Source organism: Christiangramia sp., from assembly GCF_029937855.1.
In the GTDB taxonomy this organism is placed as follows: Bacteria; Bacteroidota; Bacteroidia; order Flavobacteriales; family Flavobacteriaceae; genus Christiangramia.
In genome coordinates this window covers 18,505-41,468 of the sequence record NZ_JAPYPC010000003.1, presented here as the reverse complement: position 1 = coordinate 41,468, position 22,964 = coordinate 18,505, and the positions used below count along the sequence as shown (strand labels likewise).

The 22,964-nt window shown below is 38.8% G+C and carries 19 protein-coding genes; 12 read left to right on the top strand and 7 right to left on the bottom strand.

Annotated features, from left to right (window positions below):
- The first annotated feature begins 4 nt into the window (after positions 1 to 4).
- From Q1K34_RS02390 to ftsZ, 10 genes are all read left to right on the top strand, one after another.
- Entirely contained in the window at positions 5 to 1,996 is a 1,992-nt protein-coding gene (locus Q1K34_RS02390; protein ID WP_300434077.1) for a penicillin-binding protein, read from the top strand.
- Positions 1,996 to 3,462 (top strand): UDP-N-acetylmuramoyl-L-alanyl-D-glutamate--2,6-diaminopimelate ligase, encoded by a 1,467-nt coding sequence (locus tag Q1K34_RS02385; protein WP_300434076.1) that lies wholly within the window; start codon positions 1,996 to 1,998, stop codon positions 3,460 to 3,462. The genes Q1K34_RS02390 and Q1K34_RS02385 overlap by 1 nt, the downstream gene beginning before the upstream one ends.
- Positions 3,462 to 4,694 carry a phospho-N-acetylmuramoyl-pentapeptide-transferase gene (gene mraY, locus Q1K34_RS02380; RefSeq protein WP_300434075.1) on the top strand — a complete coding sequence of 411 codons (1,233 nt, stop codon included), beginning with the start codon at positions 3,462 to 3,464 and terminating at the stop codon, positions 4,692 to 4,694. The genes Q1K34_RS02385 and mraY overlap by 1 nt, the downstream gene beginning before the upstream one ends.
- Positions 4,695 to 4,704: 10 nt before the next feature.
- Complete coding sequence (gene murD / locus Q1K34_RS02375; RefSeq protein ID WP_300434074.1) at positions 4,705 to 6,042, top strand: UDP-N-acetylmuramoyl-L-alanine--D-glutamate ligase; 1,338 nt, start codon at positions 4,705 to 4,707, stop codon at positions 6,040 to 6,042.
- Between the two features lie 81 nt (positions 6,043 to 6,123).
- Positions 6,124 to 7,332 carry an FtsW/RodA/SpoVE family cell cycle protein gene (locus Q1K34_RS02370; protein ID WP_300434073.1) on the top strand — a complete coding sequence of 403 codons (1,209 nt, stop codon included), beginning with the start codon at positions 6,124 to 6,126 and terminating at the stop codon, positions 7,330 to 7,332.
- Positions 7,329 to 8,429, top strand: coding sequence for an undecaprenyldiphospho-muramoylpentapeptide beta-N-acetylglucosaminyltransferase (gene murG, locus Q1K34_RS02365; RefSeq protein WP_300434072.1), 1,101 nt, complete (start codon positions 7,329 to 7,331; stop codon positions 8,427 to 8,429). The genes Q1K34_RS02370 and murG overlap by 4 nt, the downstream gene beginning before the upstream one ends.
- Before the next feature lie 88 nt (positions 8,430 to 8,517).
- Entirely contained in the window at positions 8,518 to 9,876 is a 1,359-nt protein-coding gene (gene murC, locus Q1K34_RS02360) for a UDP-N-acetylmuramate--L-alanine ligase (protein WP_300434071.1), read from the top strand.
- Complete coding sequence (locus Q1K34_RS02355) at positions 9,866 to 10,582, top strand: hypothetical protein (RefSeq protein WP_300434070.1); 717 nt, start codon at positions 9,866 to 9,868, stop codon at positions 10,580 to 10,582. The genes murC and Q1K34_RS02355 overlap by 11 nt, the downstream gene beginning before the upstream one ends.
- 3 nt (positions 10,583 to 10,585) lie before the next feature.
- The gene (ftsA, locus tag Q1K34_RS02350) at positions 10,586 to 11,935 is read left to right on the top strand and encodes a cell division protein FtsA (protein WP_300434069.1); all 1,350 of its coding nucleotides are present in this window, start codon (positions 10,586 to 10,588) and stop codon (positions 11,933 to 11,935) included.
- 28 nt (positions 11,936 to 11,963) lie between these two features.
- The gene (ftsZ, locus tag Q1K34_RS02345) at positions 11,964 to 13,955 is read left to right on the top strand and encodes a cell division protein FtsZ (RefSeq protein ID WP_300434068.1); all 1,992 of its coding nucleotides are present in this window, start codon (positions 11,964 to 11,966) and stop codon (positions 13,953 to 13,955) included.
- Positions 13,956 to 14,025: 70 nt separating this feature from the next.
- Here the strand turns inward: ftsZ and Q1K34_RS02340 are convergent, their stop codons facing one another.
- The 6 genes from Q1K34_RS02340 to dacB all read right to left on the bottom strand — a co-directional run bounded on the left by Q1K34_RS02340 (position 14,026) and on the right by dacB (position 19,571).
- Positions 14,026 to 14,229, bottom strand: a complete 204-nt coding sequence (locus Q1K34_RS02340) for a hypothetical protein (protein WP_300434067.1) — start codon at positions 14,227 to 14,229, stop codon at positions 14,026 to 14,028.
- A 68-nt stretch (positions 14,230 to 14,297) separates the two neighbouring features.
- Positions 14,298 to 14,894 (bottom strand): inorganic diphosphatase, encoded by a 597-nt coding sequence (locus Q1K34_RS02335; RefSeq protein ID WP_300434066.1) that lies wholly within the window; start codon positions 14,892 to 14,894, stop codon positions 14,298 to 14,300.
- A gap of 2 nt (positions 14,895 to 14,896) precedes the next feature.
- Positions 14,897 to 15,454: a hypothetical protein gene (locus Q1K34_RS02330; RefSeq protein WP_300434065.1), complete on the bottom strand. Its 558-nt coding sequence runs from the start codon at positions 15,452 to 15,454 to the stop codon at positions 14,897 to 14,899.
- A gap of 17 nt (positions 15,455 to 15,471) precedes the next feature.
- Entirely contained in the window at positions 15,472 to 16,992 is a 1,521-nt protein-coding gene (locus Q1K34_RS02325; protein WP_300434064.1) for a helicase HerA-like domain-containing protein, read from the bottom strand.
- A 213-nt stretch (positions 16,993 to 17,205) separates the two neighbouring features.
- A complete protein-coding gene (locus Q1K34_RS02320; protein ID WP_300434063.1) occupies positions 17,206 to 18,261 on the bottom strand; it encodes an LD-carboxypeptidase in 1,056 nt (351 codons plus the stop codon).
- 14 nt (positions 18,262 to 18,275) lie between these two features.
- Positions 18,276 to 19,571, bottom strand: a complete 1,296-nt coding sequence (dacB, locus tag Q1K34_RS02315) for a D-alanyl-D-alanine carboxypeptidase/D-alanyl-D-alanine-endopeptidase (RefSeq protein ID WP_300434062.1) — start codon at positions 19,569 to 19,571, stop codon at positions 18,276 to 18,278.
- Positions 19,572 to 19,693: 122 nt separating this feature from the next.
- Here dacB and Q1K34_RS02310 point away from each other — a divergent pair, with 122 nt between their 5' ends.
- Positions 19,694 to 20,326 carry a 7-carboxy-7-deazaguanine synthase QueE gene (locus Q1K34_RS02310; protein ID WP_300434061.1) on the top strand — a complete coding sequence of 211 codons (633 nt, stop codon included), beginning with the start codon at positions 19,694 to 19,696 and terminating at the stop codon, positions 20,324 to 20,326.
- Between the two features lie 49 nt (positions 20,327 to 20,375).
- On the opposite strand, the gene Q1K34_RS02305 is transcribed toward Q1K34_RS02310, so the two are convergent.
- Complete coding sequence (locus Q1K34_RS02305; protein ID WP_300434060.1) at positions 20,376 to 20,954, bottom strand: DUF2911 domain-containing protein; 579 nt, start codon at positions 20,952 to 20,954, stop codon at positions 20,376 to 20,378.
- A 253-nt stretch (positions 20,955 to 21,207) separates the two neighbouring features.
- Here Q1K34_RS02305 and asnB point away from each other — a divergent pair, with 253 nt between their 5' ends.
- The gene (gene asnB, locus Q1K34_RS02300; RefSeq protein ID WP_300434059.1) at positions 21,208 to 22,818 is read left to right on the top strand and encodes an asparagine synthase B; all 1,611 of its coding nucleotides are present in this window, start codon (positions 21,208 to 21,210) and stop codon (positions 22,816 to 22,818) included.
- Positions 22,819 to 22,964: the final 146 nt, after the last annotated feature.

Here is a 22,964-nt window from a genome sequence, read left to right as displayed (position 1 = left end):
TGAAATGGCTACAACCGAAAAAAGCATCCTGAATCGTTTGTATTTTGTGGCTGGCTGTCTACTTCTTTTTGCGATAGCGGTAGGGTTTAAACTGCTCGATATTCAGTTCGCACACGGAGATTATTATAAGGAGCTGGCTGAAGAACGTACCCTGAAAAATTTCAAGATACCCGCCAACAGGGGGAATTTATATGATGTAAATGGGAACCTTCTGGCAACATCAGTGCCTAAATATGATATTCGTTTTGATGCGGTTACGGTTTCAGATAAAAATTTCGAAGAAAATATTGGCTCACTTTCAGAAAAGCTTTCAGGGATGCTAGGTAGACCTGCTTCCTACTATTCTCAAAAATTAAGGGCTGCAAGAGCCAATAGACAGCGCTATGTTTTAATAGCTCAAAATCTCGGCTATTCAGATTATATGAAAATTAAGAGTTTTCCCATGTTTAACCTAGGGGCTTATAAAGGAGGAATGATCACTGAGCAAAGTACGGTTCGTGAACATCCTTTAGGGAAAATGGGAGAGAGGACTGTAGGTTACGAGCGCAGGGACGAAAATGGATATTTTACCAGGGTTGGTCTGGAAGGAGCTTTCAGTAATTATCTAAGAGGAACCGATGGCAGACGCTTAAAGCAGAAAATTGCCAAAGGTCAATGGAAGCCTATTAGTGATAATAATGAGATGGAGCCGAAAGATGGCTATGATGTGGTTTCTACCATAGATGTGAATATTCAGGATATCGCTCACCATTCCTTACTGCGCCAATTAGAATATTTTGAAGCCGAACATGGCACCGTCGTGGTGATGGAAACAGCTACCGGTGAGATCAAAGCTATGTCTAATCTTGGGCGAACCAGGGAAGGTACTTATTTTGAAAAAAGAAACTATGCGGTCTACGAGTCTCATGAGCCTGGTTCCACCTTTAAATTGATGGCGATGGTAGCTGCGCTGGAAGATAAGGTGGTAGATACCAGCCAGATTATAGACACAGAAAAAGGAGTGGTGAGATTCTACGGAAGACCGGTTAGGGATTCTCGTCATGGAGGCTATGGTGAAATTTCAGCTGCTAAGGCATTTGAGGTTTCTTCTAATACAGCATTTACGAAAATGATCACTGAAGGATATAAGGACAATCCTTCAAAATTTGTTGATCGACTTTATTCAATGGGACTTAACCAGAAGATTGGTCTTGAGATAAAGGGTGAGGGCTCCCCCCGAATTCCTCACCCACAAGACAAAAGCTGGAATGGTTTGAGCCTGCCATGGATGGCATTTGGTTATGGTGTTTCAATTACACCTTTGCAAACCCTTACCTTTTATAATGCAATTGCCAATGATGGTGAAATGATCAAGCCAAGGTTTATTAAGGAAGTAAAAGATCGTGATAAACCGATCATCACTATGGAAAATCAGGTGATGAATCCATCCATTTGTTCTCCTGAAACTGCTGCAAAAGTTAGGGCAATGATGAAAAATACGGTAGAAAGGGGTACTGCAGCCAATATTTATACAGAGAATTTTTCGATGGCCGGTAAAACCGGAACCTGCCAGACAGAATACTGGATAGAACCGGGAAGGTATATAGCCTCTTTTGCTGGTTATTTTCCTGCTGAAAATCCCAAATACTCATGTATAGTGGTAATTCACAAGCCTAATCGAAGAAAAGGATATTATGGGAATATTGTAGCAGCTCCTGTTTTTAAGGATATCGCAAGGAAAATATATACCGACACTCCTGTAATGGATGAATTGGAATCATTGGAAGTTCAGGATAAGAAAGTGCAAACAGATTTTGAAACTTATTACGCCAAGATTCAGGATGAAAAACTTTTGATGCCAGATGTGACCGGCATGCCGGCAATGGACGCTATTTCCTTGTTGGAAAACCTGGGATTGGAAGTGAAGTTTAATGGCAGGGGCGTGGTAAAAAGACAATCGGTGTCTGCAGGCCAAAAACTAAAGACTAAGCAAACCGTAAAATTAGAATTGAGTTAATGAGCGTTTTAAAGGACATACTGTATAAGGTGAATATGAAGGCGGTGACGGGCGATACCGGTGTGACTATAAACGACATCCATTTCGATTCCAGAAAGGTGAAGCTTAATGATGTTTTTATTGCAATAAGAGGAAGCGTTTCAGATGGGCACGATTTTATAAAGAATGCCGAAAATCAGGGTGCTTTGGCGATAGTATGCGAAGAAATCCCTGAAAATATTATCAACGGTGTCACCTATATTGAGGTAGAAGATACAAAGAAAGCGCTGGCATATATTTCAGCAAATTATTACGAGAATCCTTCAGAAAAATTAAAGCTGATTGGGGTTACAGGGACCAATGGAAAAACCACCATTGCAACTTTATTATATGACCTTTTCACAAAGGCTGGTTTTAAATGCGGATTACTTTCTACTGTAAAAGTAATGGTGGGAAATGATGAACATTCAGCAATAAGAACTACGCCAGATTCAATTACGATTAATTCCTATCTCAGGGATATGAATGATGTAGGCGTGGAATTCTGTTTCATGGAGGTGAGTTCTCATGGCATAGATCAGCACCGAACTTCAGCCTTGAAATTTGAAGGCGGAATTTTCACTAATCTCTCGCATGATCATTTAGATTATCATAAAGATTTTGCGGAATACCGCGACGTGAAAAAGCGCTTTTTTGATGAATTGCCAGCTTCGGCATTTGCACTTACCAATGCCGATGATAAGAATGGCCCGGTGATGCTTCAGAATACAAAAGCGAAAAAATATACCTATGCCTTAAAATCTTACTCAGATTATCAGGCGCAGATCCTGGAAAATAATTTTACCGGATTACTTCTGAAGATAAAAGGCCAGGAATTATGGACAAAATTGATAGGAAGTTTCAATGCTTATAATGTATTGGCAATTTACGCTACGGCAGATCTGCTTGGATTGAAAACTCTGGAAATACTCCGGATTATCAGTGAGTTGAGCTCCGTAAACGGAAGATTTCAATATTTAATTTCAGAAAAAGAAAAGATCACGGCTATTGTAGATTACGCACATACGCCGGATGCATTAAAAAATGTGTTGGAAACCATCAATAGTATTCGCACGAAAAATGAAAAATTGATCACGGTTGTAGGCTGTGGCGGAGATCGGGATACCACTAAAAGACCAAAAATGGGTCATATCGCTTCTGCTTTGAGCAGCAGGGTAATCTTTACCAGCGATAATCCCAGGACCGAGAATCCTGATAAAATCATAGAAGAGGTGGAAGCGGGGGTGGAACCACAAAATTTTAAAAAGATTACCAGTGTTACCAATAGGAAACAGGCAATAAAAGCAGCCTGTCAAATGGCGGGAGCGAACGATATAATTTTAATAGCCGGTAAAGGTCACGAGACTTACCAGGAGGTAAATGGAGAGCGCGTGGATTTTGATGATTTCAAGATCGTAAACGAATTTTTAAAACAACTGGATAAATAATGCTGTATTACTTATTTAAATACTTAGAGGAGCAGTACCAGGTTCCGGGTGCACAGTTGTTTGAATTCCTGTCTTTCAGATCTGCCATGGCAATCATCTTGTCCTTAGGAATTTCTACGATCTATGGTAAGAGAATAATCAATTACCTAAGGGCAAAACAAATTGGAGAGAGTGTTCGTGATCTGGGTTTAAAGGGACAGACAGAGAAAGCCGGAACTCCTACCATGGGTGGGGTGATTATAATAATCGCCACTTTAATTCCCGTGTTACTGTTTGCAAAACTTGAAAATATTTATGTGATCCTTCTAATTGTTACCACTTTATGGATGGGAGCTATTGGATTTCTGGACGATTATATCAAAACATTTAAAAAGGATAAAGAGGGGCTGAAAGGGATCTTTAAGGTAATTGGTCAGATTGGTTTAGGATTAATCGTGGGGTGTACCATGTATTTTCATCCACAGATCACTACTAAGGAAGTAGTGACAGCAACCAATCCTACTGAAAATGTCATTGCCCGAGCCGAGGTCGTCGATATGGGGCCGGAAGTTAAAGACACCAGCACTACTATCCCTTTTGTGAAAAACAATGAGTTCGAGTATTCAAGTTTGATTAGTTGGATTAATCCTGATTTGGTGAATTATGCCTGGTTGATTTTCATCCCGATCGTAATATTTATAGTAACCGCGGTTTCAAATGGTGCTAATCTTACCGATGGCATCGACGGACTTGCCGCCGGTTCTTCCGCAATAATTGTGTTAACCCTGGGATTATTTGCATGGGTATCGGGTAACATTATTTTTTCAGATTATTTGAATATCATGTATATCCCGCGTTCCGGTGAGATGACCATTTTCATCACCGCCTTTGCAGGAGCGCTGGTCGGTTTCCTTTGGTATAACACTTTTCCTGCCCAGGTTTTTATGGGTGATACAGGAAGTTTGACCATAGGTGGGATCATAGCGGTATTAGCAATCGCCACCAGAAAAGAATTATTGATCCCACTTTTATGCGGAATCTTCCTGATAGAAAACCTTTCCGTAGTAATGCAGGTGGGTTGGTTCAAGTTTACCAGGAGAAAATACGGTGAAGGCCGAAGGATCTTTTTAATGTCCCCGTTGCATCACCATTACCAGAAGAAAGGTAAACATGAGAGTAAGATCGTAGTAAGGTTCTGGATCGTTGGAATTTTTCTGGCAATCTTAACCATTGTCACTTTGAAGGTTCGATAAGCTGGCAGTTGTGAGTAAGAAGATAGTAATATTAGGAGGGGGAGAAAGCGGGATAGGAGCCGCGTTACTGGCGAAGAAAAATGGGTATAAAGTTTTTCTTTCTGATAAAGGAAAGATAAAAGATAAATACAGAGAAGTTCTTAAACATATTGAGGTTGAATGGGAAGATGAGCAGCACACCGAATCGAAAATATTCGACACTGAGGTGGTAGTGAAAAGCCCGGGAATTCCAGATACGGCTTCCATGATCGTAGCCTTGAGAGAGAAAGGTATTTCAGTTATTTCTGAAATCGAATTTGCCTCCTGGTTTTCTGAGGTTCCTGTAATTGGTATTACCGGAAGCAATGGGAAAACTACGGTAACCAACCTGGTGCAGCATTTACTGCAGGAAGGGGGTATAGATTCAGGAATGGGTGGCAATATCGGTAATAGCTATGCTAAGATGGTGGCTGAAGAAACGCATGACTGGTTTGTGCTGGAACTGAGCAGTTTTCAGCTGGATGGTATCGAAAAATTCAGACCGCATATAGCGATTTTAACCAATATCACTCCAGATCATTTGGACAGGTATGATTATAAACTGGAAAATTATATCGCTTCCAAATTTAGGATTGCTGAAAACCAAACAGAAGAGGACTATTTCATCTACGATGCAGATGATAAAAATATAACTGACTGGCTCACGAAGAACCCAATAAGATCTCAAAAACTGCCTTTTTCAATAGAAAAGATAATTGAAAATGGTGCTTATATAGAAAACGAAAATATTGTTGTAAACATTAATAACACAAAATTTACTATGCCAACATCAGAGCTTGCCCTTCAAGGCAAACATAATACTAAAAACGCCATGGCCGCTTCTATGGTTTCGCAATTACTCCGAATTAGAAAACAGACCATACGTGAGAGTATGGCTAATTTTCAGGGAGTGGAACATCGCCTTGAAGAAGTGCTGAAGATTAATAATGTGCTTTATATCAATGATTCTAAAGCGACAAACGTCAATGCTACTTTTTATGCTTTGGAGAGCATGAAATCTGAAACCATTTGGATCCTAGGAGGAGTAGATAAAGGAAATGTGTATGACGATCTTCTTCCGCTGGTGAATGAGAAAGTAAAAGCCATTATCTGCCTGGGAGTAGATAATGAAAAGATTAAGGCTTCGTTTGGCAATATTGTGGAAACTATGGTGGAAACTACTTCGATGAGCGAAGCAGTAAAAATGGCCTACAGATTAGCCGATAAGGGTGATAATGTATTGTTGTCCCCAGCCTGTGCAAGTTTCGATTTGTTCGAGAACTATGAAGATAGGGGAAGACAATTTAAAAACGCAGTTAGAAATTTATAAAACGTACTCCTGACCTTGTTTCAGGATCTTATGTGAAAAAGCAGAAATAAATTCTGTTTGACAAAGAAAGAATAACAATAAATGAGCAATCTTTTTGCAAATCTTAAAGGAGACAAGGTAATCTGGGCAGTAGCCGGACTGTTGGCAATTTTTTCATTTTTGCCGGTATACAGTGCCAGTAGCAACCTCGCGTATCTCCACGGTGATGGAAGTACTTCCGGTTATCTGGTAGTGCATTTCTTCCATTTACTGTTAGGATTTTGCGTGCTTTTTGCAGTACATAAGATCCCTTATCATTACTTCCGGGGTTTATCAATACTTTTATTACCTATTGTAATAATCCTGCTATTATTTACCATTGCCCAGGGAACAACAATAGAGGGTGCTTATGCCAGTAGGTGGATCCAGATTCCAGTTTTAAATGTTTCCTTCCAATCTTCTACTCTGGCAGCGGTGGTGCTTATGGTTTATGTGGCCAGGTATTTATCTAAGATCACTGAAAAAACAGTTACTTTTAAAGAAACAATTCTTCCGCTTTGGCTGCCTGTTTTCGTGGTATTAGTATTAATTTTACCGGCCAATTTTTCCACAACTGCGATCATTTTTTGTATGACGCTGGTGTTAATGTTCTTAGGTGGCTATCCAATAAAATATTTAGGTGCGATTGTAGGAGTGGGGATCGTTATGCTGAGCATTTTTGTGCTTACTGCCAAAGCTTTCCCAGGGCTTTTACCAAACCGAGTGGATACCTGGACAAGCAGGATCGAAACTTTCTTTGATGATGAAGAAGGAGCAGAGCAATATCAGGTGGAAAAAGCCAAGATTGCTATTGCCCAGGGAGGTATTACGGGAACCGGAATTGGAAAAAGTGTTCAAAGAAATTTTTTACCTCAATCTTCTTCAGATTTTATTTATGCGATCATTGTGGAAGAAATGGGCTTAATAGGGGCTTTTGGAGTGATGCTTGCATACCTTTTATTGCTCTTCCGTATTGTAATTGTAGCGACAAAGGCCAATAGCATCTTTGGAAAACTTGTGGTTATGGGAGTAGGTCTCCCGGTCGTTTTTCAGGCGCTTATCAATATGGGCGTGGCCGTGGAGTTATTCCCGGTTACGGGACAAACACTTCCCCTGGTGAGTAGTGGTGGGACTTCAGTCTGGATGACCTGTATAGCGCTGGGTATCATTTTAAGCGTGAGTGCAAAAAGAGAAGAAATAAAGGAATCTGAAAATAAAGAATTTGAAGGCGAAGAGGAAAATCCTCTGGACATCTTAAGCGAAGCAATATGAAAGAAGGTTTACGCGTCATATTATCTGGTGGGGGTACAGGGGGACATATCTATCCTGCGATCGCTATCGCCGATGAAATAAAAAGAAGGCATTCCGATGCTGAAATTCTTTTTGTGGGCGCAAAAGACCGGATGGAAATGGAAAAAGTTCCGCAGGCAGGATACGAAATAGAAGGCCTTTGGATAAGCGGTATAGATCGCTCTTTCAACCTTAAGAATTTCATATTCCCATTTAAGTTAATGAGCAGTCTTTCCAGATCAAGAAAGATCATTAAAAAATTTAAACCTGATGTGGTAATTGGTACAGGTGGTTTTGCCAGCGGTCCTCTTTTAAGAGTTGCAAATTCAAAAGGAATTCCAACCTTAATTCAGGAACAAAATTCATTGCCGGGGGTGACCAATCGAATTTTGGCCAAACAGGTAAATATCATTTGTGCAGCCTACGAGAAAGTGAAAAATATATTTCCTTCAGAAAAGACCATCATTACTGGTAATCCGGTTAGGCAGGATCTTTTGAATGTGGATAAACTACGGGATGATGCTCTGGACTATTTTCAACTCTCCAAGGATAAAAAAGTGGTTTTAGTGCTTGGCGGAAGTCTTGGCGCCAGAAGGATTAACCGGCTTATAGAGAACGATCTAAAGAAATTCAAAGAAGAGGATGTTCAGCTAATATGGCAAATTGGGAAACTCTATTATGATGAATATAAAAAATACGATTCGGTAAACGTAAGGGCGAAAGAGTTCATTAATCGAATGGATTATGCTTATGCCGCGGCAGATGTAATTATTTCAAGAGCGGGTGCTGGAAGTGTTTCTGAACTATGTATTGTGGGAAAACCGGTATTATTCATTCCGTCTCCGAATGTGGCTGAAAACCATCAGGCAAAAAATGCTATGGCTGTAACAGAACATGATGCAGCATTGATGATCACTGAAGATGAACTAACAGAACGATTTGAACCCTGTTTCTTTAGTTTACTGAATGATGAAAGAACAAGGAATCGTTTTGCTGCCAATATCAAAAAACTGGCATTGCCGAACGCGACTTCAGATATCGTAGACGAAGTAGAAAAATTGATAAGTAAAAAAGGATAACTATTGAGTTGGGAGTCTCAAAATGAGCTTGTCGAACTGAGCTCGTCGAACTGAGCTTGTCGAAGTTCATAAATGAAAAAATAAAGTTTTGAAAGATATAAACCACATACAGCATTTTTATTTCATCGGGATCGGTGGAATCGGGATGAGTGCGCTGGCCAGATATTTTAAGGCTAAGGGCAAATATGTGGCTGGGTATGATCGTACTCCTACAGAGTTAACCAAAACCCTGGAAAGTGGGGGTGTGGAGGTTAATTATCAGGATGATACAAAGCTTATTCCTGATGAGATTCTTCAGAATAAAGAAAGCAGTCTTATAGTGTATACTCCTGCTGTTCCAATGGATCACAAACAGTTTCAAATTTTGAAGCAGCAAAATTTTGAGGTGATCAAAAGAGCACAGTTGCTTGGTGTAGTAACTAATCAGAAATCTTGCCTTGCGGTTGCTGGAACACATGGAAAGACTACTACAACTGCGATTTTGGCCCATTTACTGAAGGAAACCGGTGCAAAGGTAACTGCATTTCTGGGTGGGATTAGTGAAGATATCCAGTCTAACTTAATTATGCAGGGCGATGAAGTGATAGTGGTAGAAGCTGATGAGTTTGACCGATCCTTTTTAAATCTTTCACCAAATATCGCTGCGATCACTTCCATGGATGCAGATCATTTAGATATTTACGGCGATAGATCTGAATTAGAAAAATCATTCAGAGAATTTGCTGCAAAAATTCCGGAAGATGGAAAATTATTTGTGAAGAATGGCCTGCCATTAAACGGAGTTAAAATTGGCATAAATGATGAAAGTGATTTTTCAGCACTCAATATAAGAATTGAAGAAGGAAGCTATGTTTTCGATCTGAAAACTCCTTCTGGAACTGTAAAGAATTTAAAGTTTAATCTACCCGGCAAACACAATTTGCTAAATGCTATAACAGCCCTGGCGATGGCGATCGAGTACGGTTCCCCAACCGACGGTCTGGCCAGGGCTTTAAATAGTTTTAAAGGTGTTAAACGTAGATTTACTTATAAAATAAAAACAGAGAACCTGGTGCTTATCGATGATTATGCACATCATCCTACTGAAATATCAGCCGTACATCAGGCCGTTCGTGAAATGTATCCCAACAAAAAAGTTTTAGCGGTTTTTCAGCCCCACCTGTTTAGCCGTACCCGTGACTTCGCTGAAGATTTTGCCTCCAGCCTTTCTAATTTTGACAAGGTATTCCTGCTGGATATATATCCGGCCCGGGAAACCCCTATGGAAGGTATTTCTTCAGCCTGGTTGCTGGATCAAATTTCTAATCCTAAAAAATTACTCGTACAAAAGGATGATCTTATTGAAAGAATTAAAGCTGAAGAAGCCGAAGTGGTGGTCATGATGGGCGCTGGAGATATTGGGGAAGAGGTAGAAAAAGTGAAAAAAGCATTGTTACATGAAGCGTAGTTTAGTATATATAAAAGCGGCCATTCTAGTAGCAATTCTAGGTTTGTTATATGGTTTTGCTGAAAAGCGGCATGAATCCAGAAAAATCAGAGAGGTGAACGTGAAATTTACCGATAGTGAAAACCTCTATGTGACTGAAGAAGTGGTTAATAAATTGTTAATACAAAATAATGCCAGCGTCTCGAGCATAGATAAAGAAACTTTAGATTTGAATAGGGTGGAATCCCTTTTAAATAAGCATGAAATGATCGAAAAAGCTGAAGTTTACCTCACTTTAGACGGAAAACTGGAGGCGAAAGTAAGTCAGAGAAAACCGATTGGCAGAGTAGTAGGAAACTCATCTTTTTATTTAGATAAAAATGGAGGCATTATGCCGCTGTCCCCGTTTTATTCTGCCAGGGTCCCGTTGATGTTTGGTTTTGATGGAGCGAACGTTTCTAAAGCTTATACGATCATAGATTATATAAAAAAAGATGAGTTTTTAAAAAGACACATTACCGGCATCAATCGGTTAAATGGAGATAAATATACGCTTGAGTTACGGGAACAGGATTTTGAACTGTACTTCGGGGATTCAACTAATGTAGCTTTAAAATTCAACAATTTTAAGGCCTTTTACAAGAAAGCACAGAAAGAAAATAAATTAGATACCTACAAAAAAGTGAACTTACAGTTTGGAGACCAGGTTGTGTGCACGAAAAAATAATTTATGGAACAAAACGATATTGCAGTAGGCTTAGATATTGGAACAACAAAGATTGTGGCTATGATAGGCCGCAAAAATGAGTATGGCAAAGTAGAGATCATTGGGATTGGAAAATCTAAATCTCTTGGCGTACACAGGGGGGTAGTGAATAATATCACCCAAACCATCCAGTCTATCCAGCAGGCAATACAGGAAGCAGAAGCTGATAGTGGTTTAAAGATAAGTGAAGTGGTAGTTGGAATTGCAGGGCAGCACATTAGAAGCCTTCAGCATAGTGATTATATAACCCGTCAGAATCCAGATGAGGTGATAGATGCAGATGATATCCATACCCTTTGCAACCAGGTTCACAAATTAGTGATGTTGCCTGGAGAGGAGATCATACATGTGCTTCCGCAGGAATTTAAAGTAGACGGTCAGGCGGAAATCAAGGAGCCTATCGGTATGTACGGCGGGAGATTGGAAGCTAACTTCCACGTGGTAGTTGGACAGGTTTCTTCAATACGAAATATTGGAAGATGTGTTAAAAGTTCTGGATTGGAACTTTCAGCAGTGACTTTGGAACCCTTGGCTTCAGCAAATGCTGTATTGAGTCAGGAAGAAAAAGAAGCCGGAGTAGCGCTAATTGATATAGGTGGCGGAACTACAGATCTTGCCATATTCAAGGACGGAATTATTCGCCATACGGCGGTTATTCCTTTCGGCGGAAATGTAATTACTGAAGACATCAAAGAAGGTTGCTCGATCATTGAAAAACAGGCAGAATTGCTGAAAATAAAATTCGGATCTGCATGGCCGGGAGAAAATAAGGATAATGAAATCGTTTCTATTCCGGGATTAAGAGGAAGAGAACCGAAAGAAATTACCCTTAAGAATCTTTCTAAGATCATTCATGCACGAGTAGTAGAGATCATTGAGCAGGTTTATCTGGAGATCAAGAACTACGGGCACGACGAGCAGAAGAAAAAATTGATTGCCGGATTAGTGCTTACCGGTGGTGGCGCCCAGTTGAAGCATATAAAACAACTGGCAGAATATATTACCGGAATGGATACCAGGATTGGATATCCTAATGAGCATCTAGCCGGAACTACAGATTCTGAAACAACCAGCCCAGTATATGCTACGGCAGTTGGATTGGTAATGAACAGTCTGGAAAAGAATAATAGCCGTTTTCAGGAAGAAGCAGTTCTTTCAGATAAAAGTCCGGTAGTAAATTCCGAAGAATATGAGGAAGATCAGATAATTGATGAAGCTGATCACGAGGAGGAATCCTCGAAAAAAGTGGCCCGTAAGAGCATTTTTGATAAATGGGCAGAGAAATTCAAAGATTTTTTAGATAACGCAGAGTAATAAAGATACAACCAGTAAAACAGAGTTTATGAGCAGTACAGAATTTGGAGACATCTCATTCGATTTACCTAAGAATCAATCGAACGTCATCAAAGTGATAGGAGTAGGCGGAGGAGGAAGCAATGCCATCAACCATATGTTCCAGTTGGGAATTAAAGGGGTTGATTTCGTTGTTTGTAACACCGATTCCCAGGCACTTGAAAACAGTTCGGTTCCTAATAAGATTCAATTAGGTGTAACCTTAACAGAAGGACTTGGAGCAGGAGCAAACCCGGAAATCGGGGAAAAAGCAGCAGTAGAAAGTTTTGAGGAAATCAAACAAATGCTGGATTCTAATACTAAGATGGTGTTTATCACTGCCGGAATGGGTGGTGGTACAGGAACCGGGGCTGCGCCAATTATTGCCAAACAGGCTAAGGAACTGGATATTCTTACGGTTGGAATTGTAACCATTCCTTTTCAGTTTGAAGGTAGGAATAGAAATGAACAGGCACAGTTAGGAGTGGAGAGGCTTAGAAGCCATGTAGATTCTCTAATTGTGATTAATAATAATAAGCTTCGGGAGGTTTACGGAAATCTTGGATTCAAGGCCGGATTCTCTAAGGCTGATGAAGTATTGGCAACTGCCTCCAGGGGTATTGCTGAAGTAATTACGCATCACTACACGCAAAATATTGACTTGCGGGATGCGAAAACTGTACTTAGTAATTCGGGTACGGCTATCATGGGATCTGCCCAGGCATCAGGAGCTAGTAGAGCAACCGATGCCATTATGAAAGCTCTAGACTCCCCATTATTAAACGATAATAAGATCACCGGTGCCAAAAATGTTTTACTGCTAATTGTATCTGGTAACGAGGAAATCACTATTGATGAAATTGGTGAAATCAACGATCATATACAGGCGGAAGCAGGACACAGTGCCAACATTATTATGGGTGTGGGTGAAGATGAAGCCCTGGAAGATGCTATTGCCGTTACTATCATCGCTACTGGTTTTGATGTGGAACAGCAAAATGAGATCACCAATACGGAAACCAAAAAGATCATCCATACGCTCGAAGATGAACAAAAAGCTGAACAGGAGTTAACTACTAAAAAATCGGCACCCATTTCTAAGGTGACCAATTCTCCTGTTAATCCGAATAATGAATTACAGTTTGATGAGCCGGGAAAGGACGAGAAAATAGTGCATACTTTAGATGAAACCGAAGAGGAAGTAGACGAGGTTGGAAACATTCACAAGAGGGTGGATGACATGCTTAAGACCCCTGATTTTGCTCGCAAGCTGGAAGTTACTTACGAAGAAGTTGATCCTGAGGAATTCATTATCACCGATATGAGCGAAGAGGTGAAGGCGATGGAAGTAAACGAGCCTGAAGAGGTGAAAAATGATAACGAAGACCAGTTCATGTTTACTTTTGATATGCCTACGAATAAAGAGGAAGAAACACCAAAATCAGCTTCCAAAAACCAGGAAGTCACAAGACATTCTCTGGAAGAGGAAGAAATTGAGGAAGAAGCTAAGAATATCAGGGTGAATGAAGCGGTAGAAATCGTTCCGGTAACGGAAAGTTCTACACAGGGCGTTAAGAGATATAGTCTGGATGATTATATGGAAATAGAGCAGAAACTGGAAAATTCAAAAGCTCCAAAGAAAGCACAGGAAAAAGATGAAACCATTGCTTTTGAAAAAAGAACAGTAGCTCCAGCCCCGGAAAAAGAAAATGCCGGTGACGGGCATGATCCTTTTGACAATCCAATTTCTTCTGAAGTAGTGAGACAAAGAACAGCCGAAAGAAAAGCAAAAATGAAGGAATTTAATTATAAATTTAGAACGGGTGGTTCTGCTCAAATAGATGAGATTGAAAAACAACCGGCTTATAAAAGAGCAGGAATTGAACTTGATAACTCTAAGCCCGGAGAAGGAAAACTCTCCCGAACCAGTATAGATCAGGATGAAAATAATGATCTTCATTTCAGGAAAAACAACTCTTTTCTACACGATAATGTAGATTAATTTTAGTCATATTAAGAAAAAAGGCGATCTGGATAGATCGCCTTTTTTTATTTGATAAAAGAAGAAAAAATTAATTCTGGCTCTTTGCCTGAACTTCATCAGTATCTCTTCTGTACTTTAACATTGAAATTCCGGCGACGAAAAATACGAAGCCAAGGATAGTGAGCGCCCAGGGGCTTAACATTAATGCAACACTACCAAAAATTCCTAATACACCCATTACAAGTGCGATGGCACCACCAATGAGCATAATCATTGCTAAGATTTTAATCATAACTTAATTTATTGGTTATTAAATAAAAGTAAATAAACAATTGAAAGTAACATGAATATTAACAAATTTTACAATTCCTTATATAGCCGTAAAATCTCTTTTTCTGTTTCTCTTTCGTCTGCCCAGCCTTGTATTTCGGTGTTTTCGACAGGGTCATAGTTTAAAAACCATGCTTCGAGTATATCCCGGGCAGCTTTATAATTCTTAACGAAATCTTTAAAATTTTCATTATTAATAGTTCTCAGTTTGTTTTCTGCGGGAATAGCAATTACTTTAAAATCTTCCTCACCGGCATCGGTCAACATAATCATTCCTATAGGGATGATTTCCAGAATGGTGCCAGAAGATAAAGTGGAGCTGAGCACCATGACATCAAGAGCATCACCATCACCCCCTTTTTCAGGATTTGAGTAGGTGGAAGGAATAAAACCGTAATTTCCGGGATAAGGAAGGAATTCAATATTTCTTTCTTTCCCATCCCTTAGAGATATCTTAAAATCTTTTGAGATCTTGTCGTATTCTATCTTAGAATTGGTGCCTGCTGGGATTTCTATAAGGGCCTGAAAATATCCCTTTTCAGATTTAAGATTAGTATTTAAATAATCTATGCGAGATTTGCAGCTCAAGAATCCAAAAACCAAAATAGCAATCAGGAAAATTCGCATTTCTAATTCCAATAAATCATAAAGTATTTGATCTTGGCGTCATCCGGAATTTGGGAAGCCATGATCTTGCTGTCTGTGTCATATCTTAGATTGGTAGGTAATTGGCTCTTATCAATCGTGATATAAGCGTTTATTTCGTCCAAAAATACCACGGCTGAATTTATGGTGTTTTCAATCCGGGAAATATTATAGTTTTCCAATACTTCCTTAAAAGTGCTCTGAATATTCACGCCATGTTTTGTCTCGTAGCGTGGATCGAGTATTCGAATATATCCAATGGTACTGGTAGAATCAAATTCCTGTAAAGGTTCAAGAGTCATGAGAGCCTGCCCGTCTTCACTAAAAATTTTGATCTCATCGGTAGAGCGAAATTCCTGGGGTCCGCTGGTTTGTCTAACAATACTGTCTCCTTTGAAAATTGAATCTAACTGATTTATTCTGGATTCTTTTTTAAGTGTTCCAACCTGAGTGGGAGTAATAAGAAAAGGATTATTTTCATCGCTAGTGCAGGATGCTATGCTCACGAATAAACCAATAAATAGTAAAGTTTTTTTGTACATTTTAGATTGAATAGTTTTTATTTTAAAAATTTGTTGAGTATTCCCATTACTCCTCTTATAAAGGTCGCGCTGGTCAATACTTTTATAATGGCTCCTTCTGTTTTATTAGATCGTTTTCTGGAACTGGGTTTTGTTACTTCTTTTCTCTCTTTTTTAGCCTTTTCTTTCGCTTCTTCTTTTTCTGCAGTTTCAATTTTTCTATTCAGGATTTCATAAGCACTCTCCCGATCCAGGTTTTCATTATATTTTTGAACGAGCTTCGAATTCTTAATGATCTCTTTCAATTCCTTATCAGTAAGTATGTCCATTCGGCTCATGGGAGCTCTGAGCATGGTGGCTACCAGGGCTGATGGTCTTCCTTTTTCATCTAATGCTGAAACCAGTGCTTCACCTATCCCTAACGCGGTAAGCATATTTTTGGTATCGTAAAATTCTGAAATCGGATAGTTTTCTGCAGCTAATTTTATCGCTTTTCTATCTTTTGCCGTAAAAGCCCTTAATGCATGTTGAATTTTTAAACCTAATTGTCCAAGAACTTCTTCGGGAACATCTGCCGGATTTTGAGTTACAAAATAAATTCCTACTCCTTTAGATCTTATGAGTTTTACAATACTTTCTATCTGGTCTCGTAATGCATCTGAAGCTTCTTTAAAAATAAGGTGTGCCTCATCTATGAACAATACCAGCTCCGGTTTGTCCATATCCCCTTTTTCAGGGAAAGTAGAATATATTTCAGCTAGAAGACTCAACATAAAAGTGGAAAATAATTTTGGCCTGTCCTGGATATCGTTAAGTCTCAGGATATTTATAAAGCCTTTGCCGTCATCTGTCTTTCTAAGTAGATCATTAACTTCAAACGATCGCTCGCCGAAAAAAAGATCTGCTCCCTGTTGTTCCAGCGAAACGATCTTTCTCAAAATAGCACCTGTGGATGCTTTTGAAATTCTTCCATAATTTTTTTCAAACTCTTCCTCACCCTCTTCAGTAGAATACTGAATAATTTTCTTTAGATCTTTTAAATCCAGAAGCGGAAGCTGATTATCGTCACAATATTTAAAAATAATAGCCAGGATTCCGGTTTGGGTAGAGGTAAGATCCAAAATTCGTGATAAAAGAACCGGTCCAAATTCGCTTACGGTAGCTCTTAATCTAATTCCCTGCTGGTCTGATAGCGTGAGAATCTCCACCGGAGATCCTTGAGGGGTAAATGGGAAATCCAGTTTTTTATGACGTTCGTCAATAAATTCGGCTCTATCGCCAGCTTTCGCTACGCCGCTTAAATCTCCTTTCACATCCATCAGCAAAACAGGTACACCTTTGTTAGATAGATTTTCAGCAATGATTTGGAGGGTTTTGGATTTTCCGGTTCCGGTAGCGCCGGCAATTAATCCATGCCTGTTCATGGTTTTTAAAGGAATCTTTACTGCTGCTTCAGAATAGACTTCACCTTTCAGTATTCCGGCACCTAAATAGAGATAATCGCCTTTTGTGGTATAGCCTTTTTTAATTTTTTCAATGAATTGTGCCGCTTTGTCCATTAATGCTAAGTTATTATAAAATTAGTATTTCAAAAGAAGAAAGCTGTATGAGATCTGGATTTGATAATAGATTCATAGCTGTTATTGAATATTTTCTCTTTCAGTGTTCTCATTATAAATTTAATTTAGTTCTACTTTTATAAATATTAGGATATCGGATGCTTTCATAAACAAATAAACTTCAGGTAGCTTTATCGAAATAAATTTACTTTTCTAAGCGACTGCCGGGGATAAAAGTTTTATAATACCCTCAGTGGCGTTCAATTCTGCCTCGATCCCGTTCGGGATGGTTACATTATCATCGATATGACCAATCATGGCTCCGGAATAGGCCGGGATACCAAGTGGTTTTATATAATGGTCTATAACTTCTTCCAGGGTAAGGGAGCCATAGCCGCTGCCGCCAGGATCGCAATCTGAACATTTACCGAAAACGAACCCACTTATCTGTTCAAAAACACCTCCTAGTTGAATTTGCGACATCATCCTGTCTACAGCATATATTTTTTCTCCTACATCTTCCAGGTAAAGGATTTTTCCTGTCCAGTTTTTCGGGAAGTATTCAGATCCCATAATTCCGGTAAGTACAGAAAGATTTCCTCCAAGGAGTTGACCTTTTACGGTTCCTTCGGTGATTGTCCTGATCCTGTTTTTAGTTTGAACCAGTTCATCGCCTATAGAAACAGGGTTTTTGTAGATAAGGGCTTCTTTATTGAATAGAAGGTCCTTTAAATATTTTGTACTGAAGGCATTCCAGGTAGAAACCGCAACGGGACCATGAAAAGTAACCAATCCGGTCTTTTCATAAATGGCCAGGTGTATTGCCGTAATATCGCTATATCCAATAAAGACCTTCGGATTCTTCTTTATAGCATCGTAATCTAATTTATCCAGAATCCTTGCCGAACCCGAACCACCTCTTAAAGCGATTACTGCTTTTACAGATTGGTCGCGAAACATTTCATTTAATTCTTCGGCGCGCTCTTCATCGGTTCCTGCTAGATGGCCATGCCTGTTTTTAATATTCTTTCCCAATTTTACTTTTAGTCCCATGGTTTTAAAGGATTCCTTAGCGATTTCATAAGGTTCAGATTCAAAAATGGCACTGGCGGGACTCACGATTCCTATGGTATCTCCTTCAGAGAGTGCTTCAGGAATTAAAACATCTTTATTGAGATTGGAACTTTCATTAGGAGTTAAGGAAATTGTATTAAATGGTAAAACCAATCCCCCAATTCCAATATTTCGAATAAAATTTCTTCTTAGCATTTGAGTAAAATCTTTTAATAATGATCTCTTATCTTTTCAAGGATTTCCGTCATTCCTTCTTTTAATTCTGAAGTTGGAATAGTATAATTACTATTCATAAAACTAAATATCAGAATTTTTCCTGATTCGGTTTTAAGATATCCGCTTAGACTGTGATTGTTGCTTAAAGTTCCTGTTTTCGCAAAAATATAAGGTGTTTCAGCCTTGTAATAATTTTTCAGCGTACCAGAGGTACCTCCTGTGGCCATCATGCTGAATAATTTTTTCTGAGGCAGCTCTTTATAGATCTTTTCAAGTAGTTTCACCAGGCTACGCGGAGTAAAAAGATTGTAACGGGAAAGTCCTGAACCATCTACCCAAACAGGTTTATCCGGTAGATCTTTTAAATAATTTTGCTTCATATAATCTATAGCAATACTTGTTTTTAAAGTATCTGAAATCTTACCGGCGGCCATGAGCAGTATTTGTTCAGCAATAAAATTGTCACTTTCCTCAAGGATTTTTTTATAGATGCTATCGATAGGAATACTGAAAAGTATTTTGTTAAAATTAAGGCTTCTTTGAGGATTCTTAATTAGCTCGATCTTTTTCTTAAGGGTATCTTCTAAAATATCCAGCAGTAGCCTATCTGAGTATTTAAAAGGGACTTCTCTGGTATAATTTTTTTTAGAACTATAATTTTCTGAAACCTGAAAGTTATTATTAGATAAATTTCTTTGAATACCTGGGCTTAAGTCCCTTTGTGAATAGGAAATAGAATCTCGAAATATTTTCGGTTCAATTTGAGGCTCAGTATTTTTATTAAAATAAAATGTGGTTTTGTTACCAAAAACTGGCATAACAGATCGCTCTGCAGAAAATGCGTAGTGATAATCATCCCACGACCAGCCCGGACCGAAAAACTCTTCCGTAAAAACAGGCGGATAATAATATAAATTATGGTGCGATTTTGAGAGAAGTTCTAAAACCTTCGAATTTTCAAGGGCTGGATTCATTAAAGAAGGATCGCCTGTGCCCTTAAAAATTAGACTATCGCCTCTAATGGCATATTTCACTGCAGGTACAGAATCACCTAGTATCTTTAAACCTGTGTAAAAAGTAAATAATTTGGTGTTTGATGCCGGGGTAAAGTATTTATCTGAATTATATTCATACAACATTTTTTCTTTAGCCAGGTCATAAACGGCTAATCCGGTAAAGCCCTGATGGGAAGTTTTAGAACTTTTAAATTGCTTCTCGATTGATGGACTGCAGGAAATGAAGCCGATGAGAGCTAAGATTAGGGCATATCTAGTTATGAGTGGGTTCAAGACAACAGTAATTTCGATTTAAAGATAACAGGAAAAAATCTTTAATACCAATACTTTTTGTATCGCCAGAACTTCTAAAATCTATTATTCAACCTGAAAGATATTGGTTATCTTTGCAGGCTATGATTTCAGAAGAGACAAAAGAGCTGGTAGACAGAGGGGTGATGCTACCTTTGATGGAAGAATTTTATACCATCCAGGGGGAAGGTTTTCATAAAGGAACGGCGGCTTATTTTATAAGAATAGGTGGGTGTGATGTAGGGTGTCACTGGTGTGACGTAAAGGAGAGCTGGGATGCAGAAGTTCATCCACCAACTCATATTGGTCAAATAGTGGAGAATGCTGTAAAGTATAGTAAGACTATAGTGATTACCGGGGGAGAGCCGCTTACGTGGGATATGACCGAGCTGACAGAAAATTTAAAAAAGAAAGGTTGCGATATACATATAGAAACTTCCGGGGCGTATAAACTTACAGGAACCTGGGACTGGATATGTCTTTCACCAAAGAAGATCAAGCTTCCTGAAGAAGAGATCTATCCAAAGGCTAACGAATTAAAAGTAATCGTTTTTAATAAGCATGATCTAAAATTTGCCGAAGAGCAGGCTGCAAAGGTAAGTGAAGATTGTATTTTATATCTTCAGCCCGAGTGGAGTAACCGCGATAAAATGATCCCTTTGATTGTGAATTATGTGATGGAGAATCCTAAATGGAAAGTCTCCCTGCAAACACATAAGTATTTGAACATTCCATAAAAAAAGACACCGAGACGGTGTCTTTTTTTTATCATATTTCCCGAGAGAACTACTTTACATTTTGAAAGGGGACTTTTACATAACTGTCATCCCAGCCAATTAAAAGATCAGCTCCTTTATTTGACTCCTGAAAAGCCATGGAAAGTGATTCAATGGTATTTGGTGCCTGCCTCACCGGTACATTGATTCTTACCTTATCTTCTTTGTCTGTATACTCGTAAGCTCCCCAAGTATTGGTTTTGTTATTTAAAATAACAGTCCATTCTTTTTCTCCTGGAATAGTATATAAAGTATAGGTGCCGGCTTTAACTACAGCATCTGCCACTTTCATGTCTTTATAAAGCGTAAGCTCGGTAGCTTCATTAGCTCCGGTTCTCCATACTTCACCGTAAGGAATTAGCTTGCCAAAAATTTCACGATCTCTTTTCTGAGGTCGGCTATAAATAACTCTCGCAACCGCAGCATCATTTTTGTCACGATATAAAGCAAGATCCATTGGGCTGGCATCCATTTTAGCGAATTTCAATTCCTGTTTGGTGAAATTCACTTTATCATCGTCCTGTGCATTCATAGGATTAGCGACTAGTAAACAAATAAGGCTTAATCCACCTATTATTAACTTTTTCATGTTCTTCTGTTTGATTTATATTTTTATAAAGATAATTGATGATTCTGTTAGGTTTGTTAAAAAAGAATAAAGTTGATGTTAAAATTTTAAAACTATACAGATGAAAGAAAATTACAGAATACAACAATTTTAAATTGAAATTAGCATCAAAAGTAAAATTTTTAGTTGTTATATATTACTGAAATGATATCAACTGTTTGCTAAAAGTAAGTTTAAACTAATATTTGTATTGTAATTATAAATAATATAAGTCATGTGTGGAATTTTAGCAGTTATCGGAAAAGACGTTGAAGCGGCAAAAATTAGCAGCCTTTCAAAAAGAATGTCCCATAGAGGGCCCGATGAAAACGGATTGAAAATTACAGAGAAAGGATATGTGTTATCTCATGAACGCCTTTCTATTGTAGATCTAACAACCGGGATTCAGCCAATTCAGGGTTCAGGTTCAGCCTGGATGATTCATAATGGTGAAATCTATAACCACATGGCTTTACGAAATAATGAGTTGAAGGATCATAGCTTCCGTACTACAGGGGATTCAGAAGTGATCGTACACATGTATGAAAAATATGGATATGATTTTGTGGATAAACTGGATGGGGTTTTTTCATTTGTAATTATAGATGGAGACGATTTTATCGTAGGCAGAGATCCTATAGGAGTGAAGCCTTTATATTACGGAACAGATGAGTCTGGAGCAATGTGGTTCGCCAGCGAAATGAAAGCTTTGGCAGATCATTGTGTGGAATTCTCTGCCTTTCCTCCTGGGCATTACTATACTCCGGAAACAGGATTTGTAAGATATTATAAGCCGGATTGGTTTGAATCTAAAAAAGCAATTCAACCTGCAGATCTTACTAAATTAAGGGAAAGCCTGATTGAAGCTACCCGAAAAAGATTAATGGCAGATGTTCCTTTGGGGGTTTTGTTAAGCGGGGGGCTTGATTCTTCTTTAACTTCGTCTATCGCTGCACGTTTAATAGAAGGTACTGGTCAAAAATTACATTCTTTCTCCATTGGTCTGGACGCTGATGCTCCAGATCTAGTCGCAGCGAGAAAAGTTGCCGAATTTTTAGGTACTGAGCATCATGAGATACATTTTACTGTAGAAGACGGAATTGAGATCTTGAGTCAGTTGGTGTGGCATCTGGAAACCTATGATGTCACTTCCATAAGAGCCAGCACGCCAATGTATTTTCTTTCTAAAGCAATTGCTGAAAAAGGGATCAAAGTAGTGCTTTCTGGAGAAGGTTCTGATGAGATCTTAGGAGGATATCTATACTTCAAAAATGCCCCTTCAGCAGTAGAATTTCAGAAAGAAACCATTAGAAGGGTGCAAAGATTAGCTACTGCCGATTGTTTAAGGGCTGATAAATCTACCATGGCTCATGGTTTGGAAGCAAGGGTTCCTTTTTTAGATAAAGATTTTCTAAAAACAGCTATGGAAATCGTTCCTGAAGAAAAAATGCCGGCTACATATGCTGGGGTCGAAAAGTATATTTTAAGAAAAGCCTTTGATACTCCAGAAAAACCATTTTTGCCAGAGGAGGTTTTATGGCGACAAAAAGAACAATTCAGCGATGGAGTTGGGTACAACTGGATAGATGAGCTTATAGAATATGCTTCAAGACAGGTTAGCGATGCGCAAATGGAAACAGCAGCCAAAAAATATCCAATTAACACACCTGCTACGAAAGAAGCTTATTTCTATCGTGAATTATTTAGTAAGCATTTCCCTCAGGAATCTGCTGCAAAGACGGTAAAAAGATGGATCCCGAAATGGCAAAAAGACCTTGATCCAAGTGGGCGGGCTAATGAAACCCATGTGGCTCCAGGAATGAAAAAAGAGCTTGTAAAAGTTTAAATTTGATTGCCTAATAATTCTAAGACCCGAAACCTGAAAGAAATCTTAAAGGCTTCGGGTTTTTCCACATAATTTGTTGATAACTTAAGGTCTTATAAGCTTGCTTCAACCTGTTAAAAATATGCGAATTGTTATATTTGTTCGTT

Excerpts from the sequence above, each read along its gene's own strand:
- Q1K34_RS02355 (WP_300434070.1), top strand. The coding sequence starts at position 9,866 with ATGAAGCGTAGTTTAGTATATATAAAAGCGGCCATTCTAGTAGCAATT.
- Q1K34_RS02320 (WP_300434063.1), bottom strand. The coding sequence starts at position 18,261 with ATGCTAAGAAGAAATTTTATTCGAAATATTGGAATTGGGGGATTGGTT.
- mraY (WP_300434075.1), top strand. The coding sequence starts at position 3,462 with ATGCTGTATTACTTATTTAAATACTTAGAGGAGCAGTACCAGGTTCCG.
- Q1K34_RS02330 (WP_300434065.1), bottom strand. The coding sequence starts at position 15,454 with ATGTACAAAAAAACTTTACTATTTATTGGTTTATTCGTGAGCATAGCA.
- Q1K34_RS02335 (WP_300434066.1), bottom strand. The coding sequence starts at position 14,894 with ATGCGAATTTTCCTGATTGCTATTTTGGTTTTTGGATTCTTGAGCTGC.
- Q1K34_RS02325 (WP_300434064.1), bottom strand. The coding sequence starts at position 16,992 with ATGGACAAAGCGGCACAATTCATTGAAAAAATTAAAAAAGGCTATACC.
- asnB (WP_300434059.1), top strand. The coding sequence starts at position 21,208 with ATGTGTGGAATTTTAGCAGTTATCGGAAAAGACGTTGAAGCGGCAAAA.
- Q1K34_RS02340 (WP_300434067.1), bottom strand. The coding sequence starts at position 14,229 with ATGATTAAAATCTTAGCAATGATTATGCTCATTGGTGGTGCCATCGCA.
- Q1K34_RS02310 (WP_300434061.1), top strand. The coding sequence starts at position 19,694 with ATGATTTCAGAAGAGACAAAAGAGCTGGTAGACAGAGGGGTGATGCTA.
- murG (WP_300434072.1), top strand. The coding sequence starts at position 7,329 with ATGAAAGAAGGTTTACGCGTCATATTATCTGGTGGGGGTACAGGGGGA.
- Q1K34_RS02390 (WP_300434077.1), top strand. The coding sequence starts at position 5 with ATGGCTACAACCGAAAAAAGCATCCTGAATCGTTTGTATTTTGTGGCT.
- ftsA (WP_300434069.1), top strand. The coding sequence starts at position 10,586 with ATGGAACAAAACGATATTGCAGTAGGCTTAGATATTGGAACAACAAAG.
- Q1K34_RS02305 (WP_300434060.1), bottom strand. The coding sequence starts at position 20,954 with ATGAAAAAGTTAATAATAGGTGGATTAAGCCTTATTTGTTTACTAGTC.
- Q1K34_RS02385 (WP_300434076.1), top strand. The coding sequence starts at position 1,996 with ATGAGCGTTTTAAAGGACATACTGTATAAGGTGAATATGAAGGCGGTG.
- ftsZ (WP_300434068.1), top strand. The coding sequence starts at position 11,964 with ATGAGCAGTACAGAATTTGGAGACATCTCATTCGATTTACCTAAGAAT.
- Q1K34_RS02370 (WP_300434073.1), top strand. The coding sequence starts at position 6,124 with ATGAGCAATCTTTTTGCAAATCTTAAAGGAGACAAGGTAATCTGGGCA.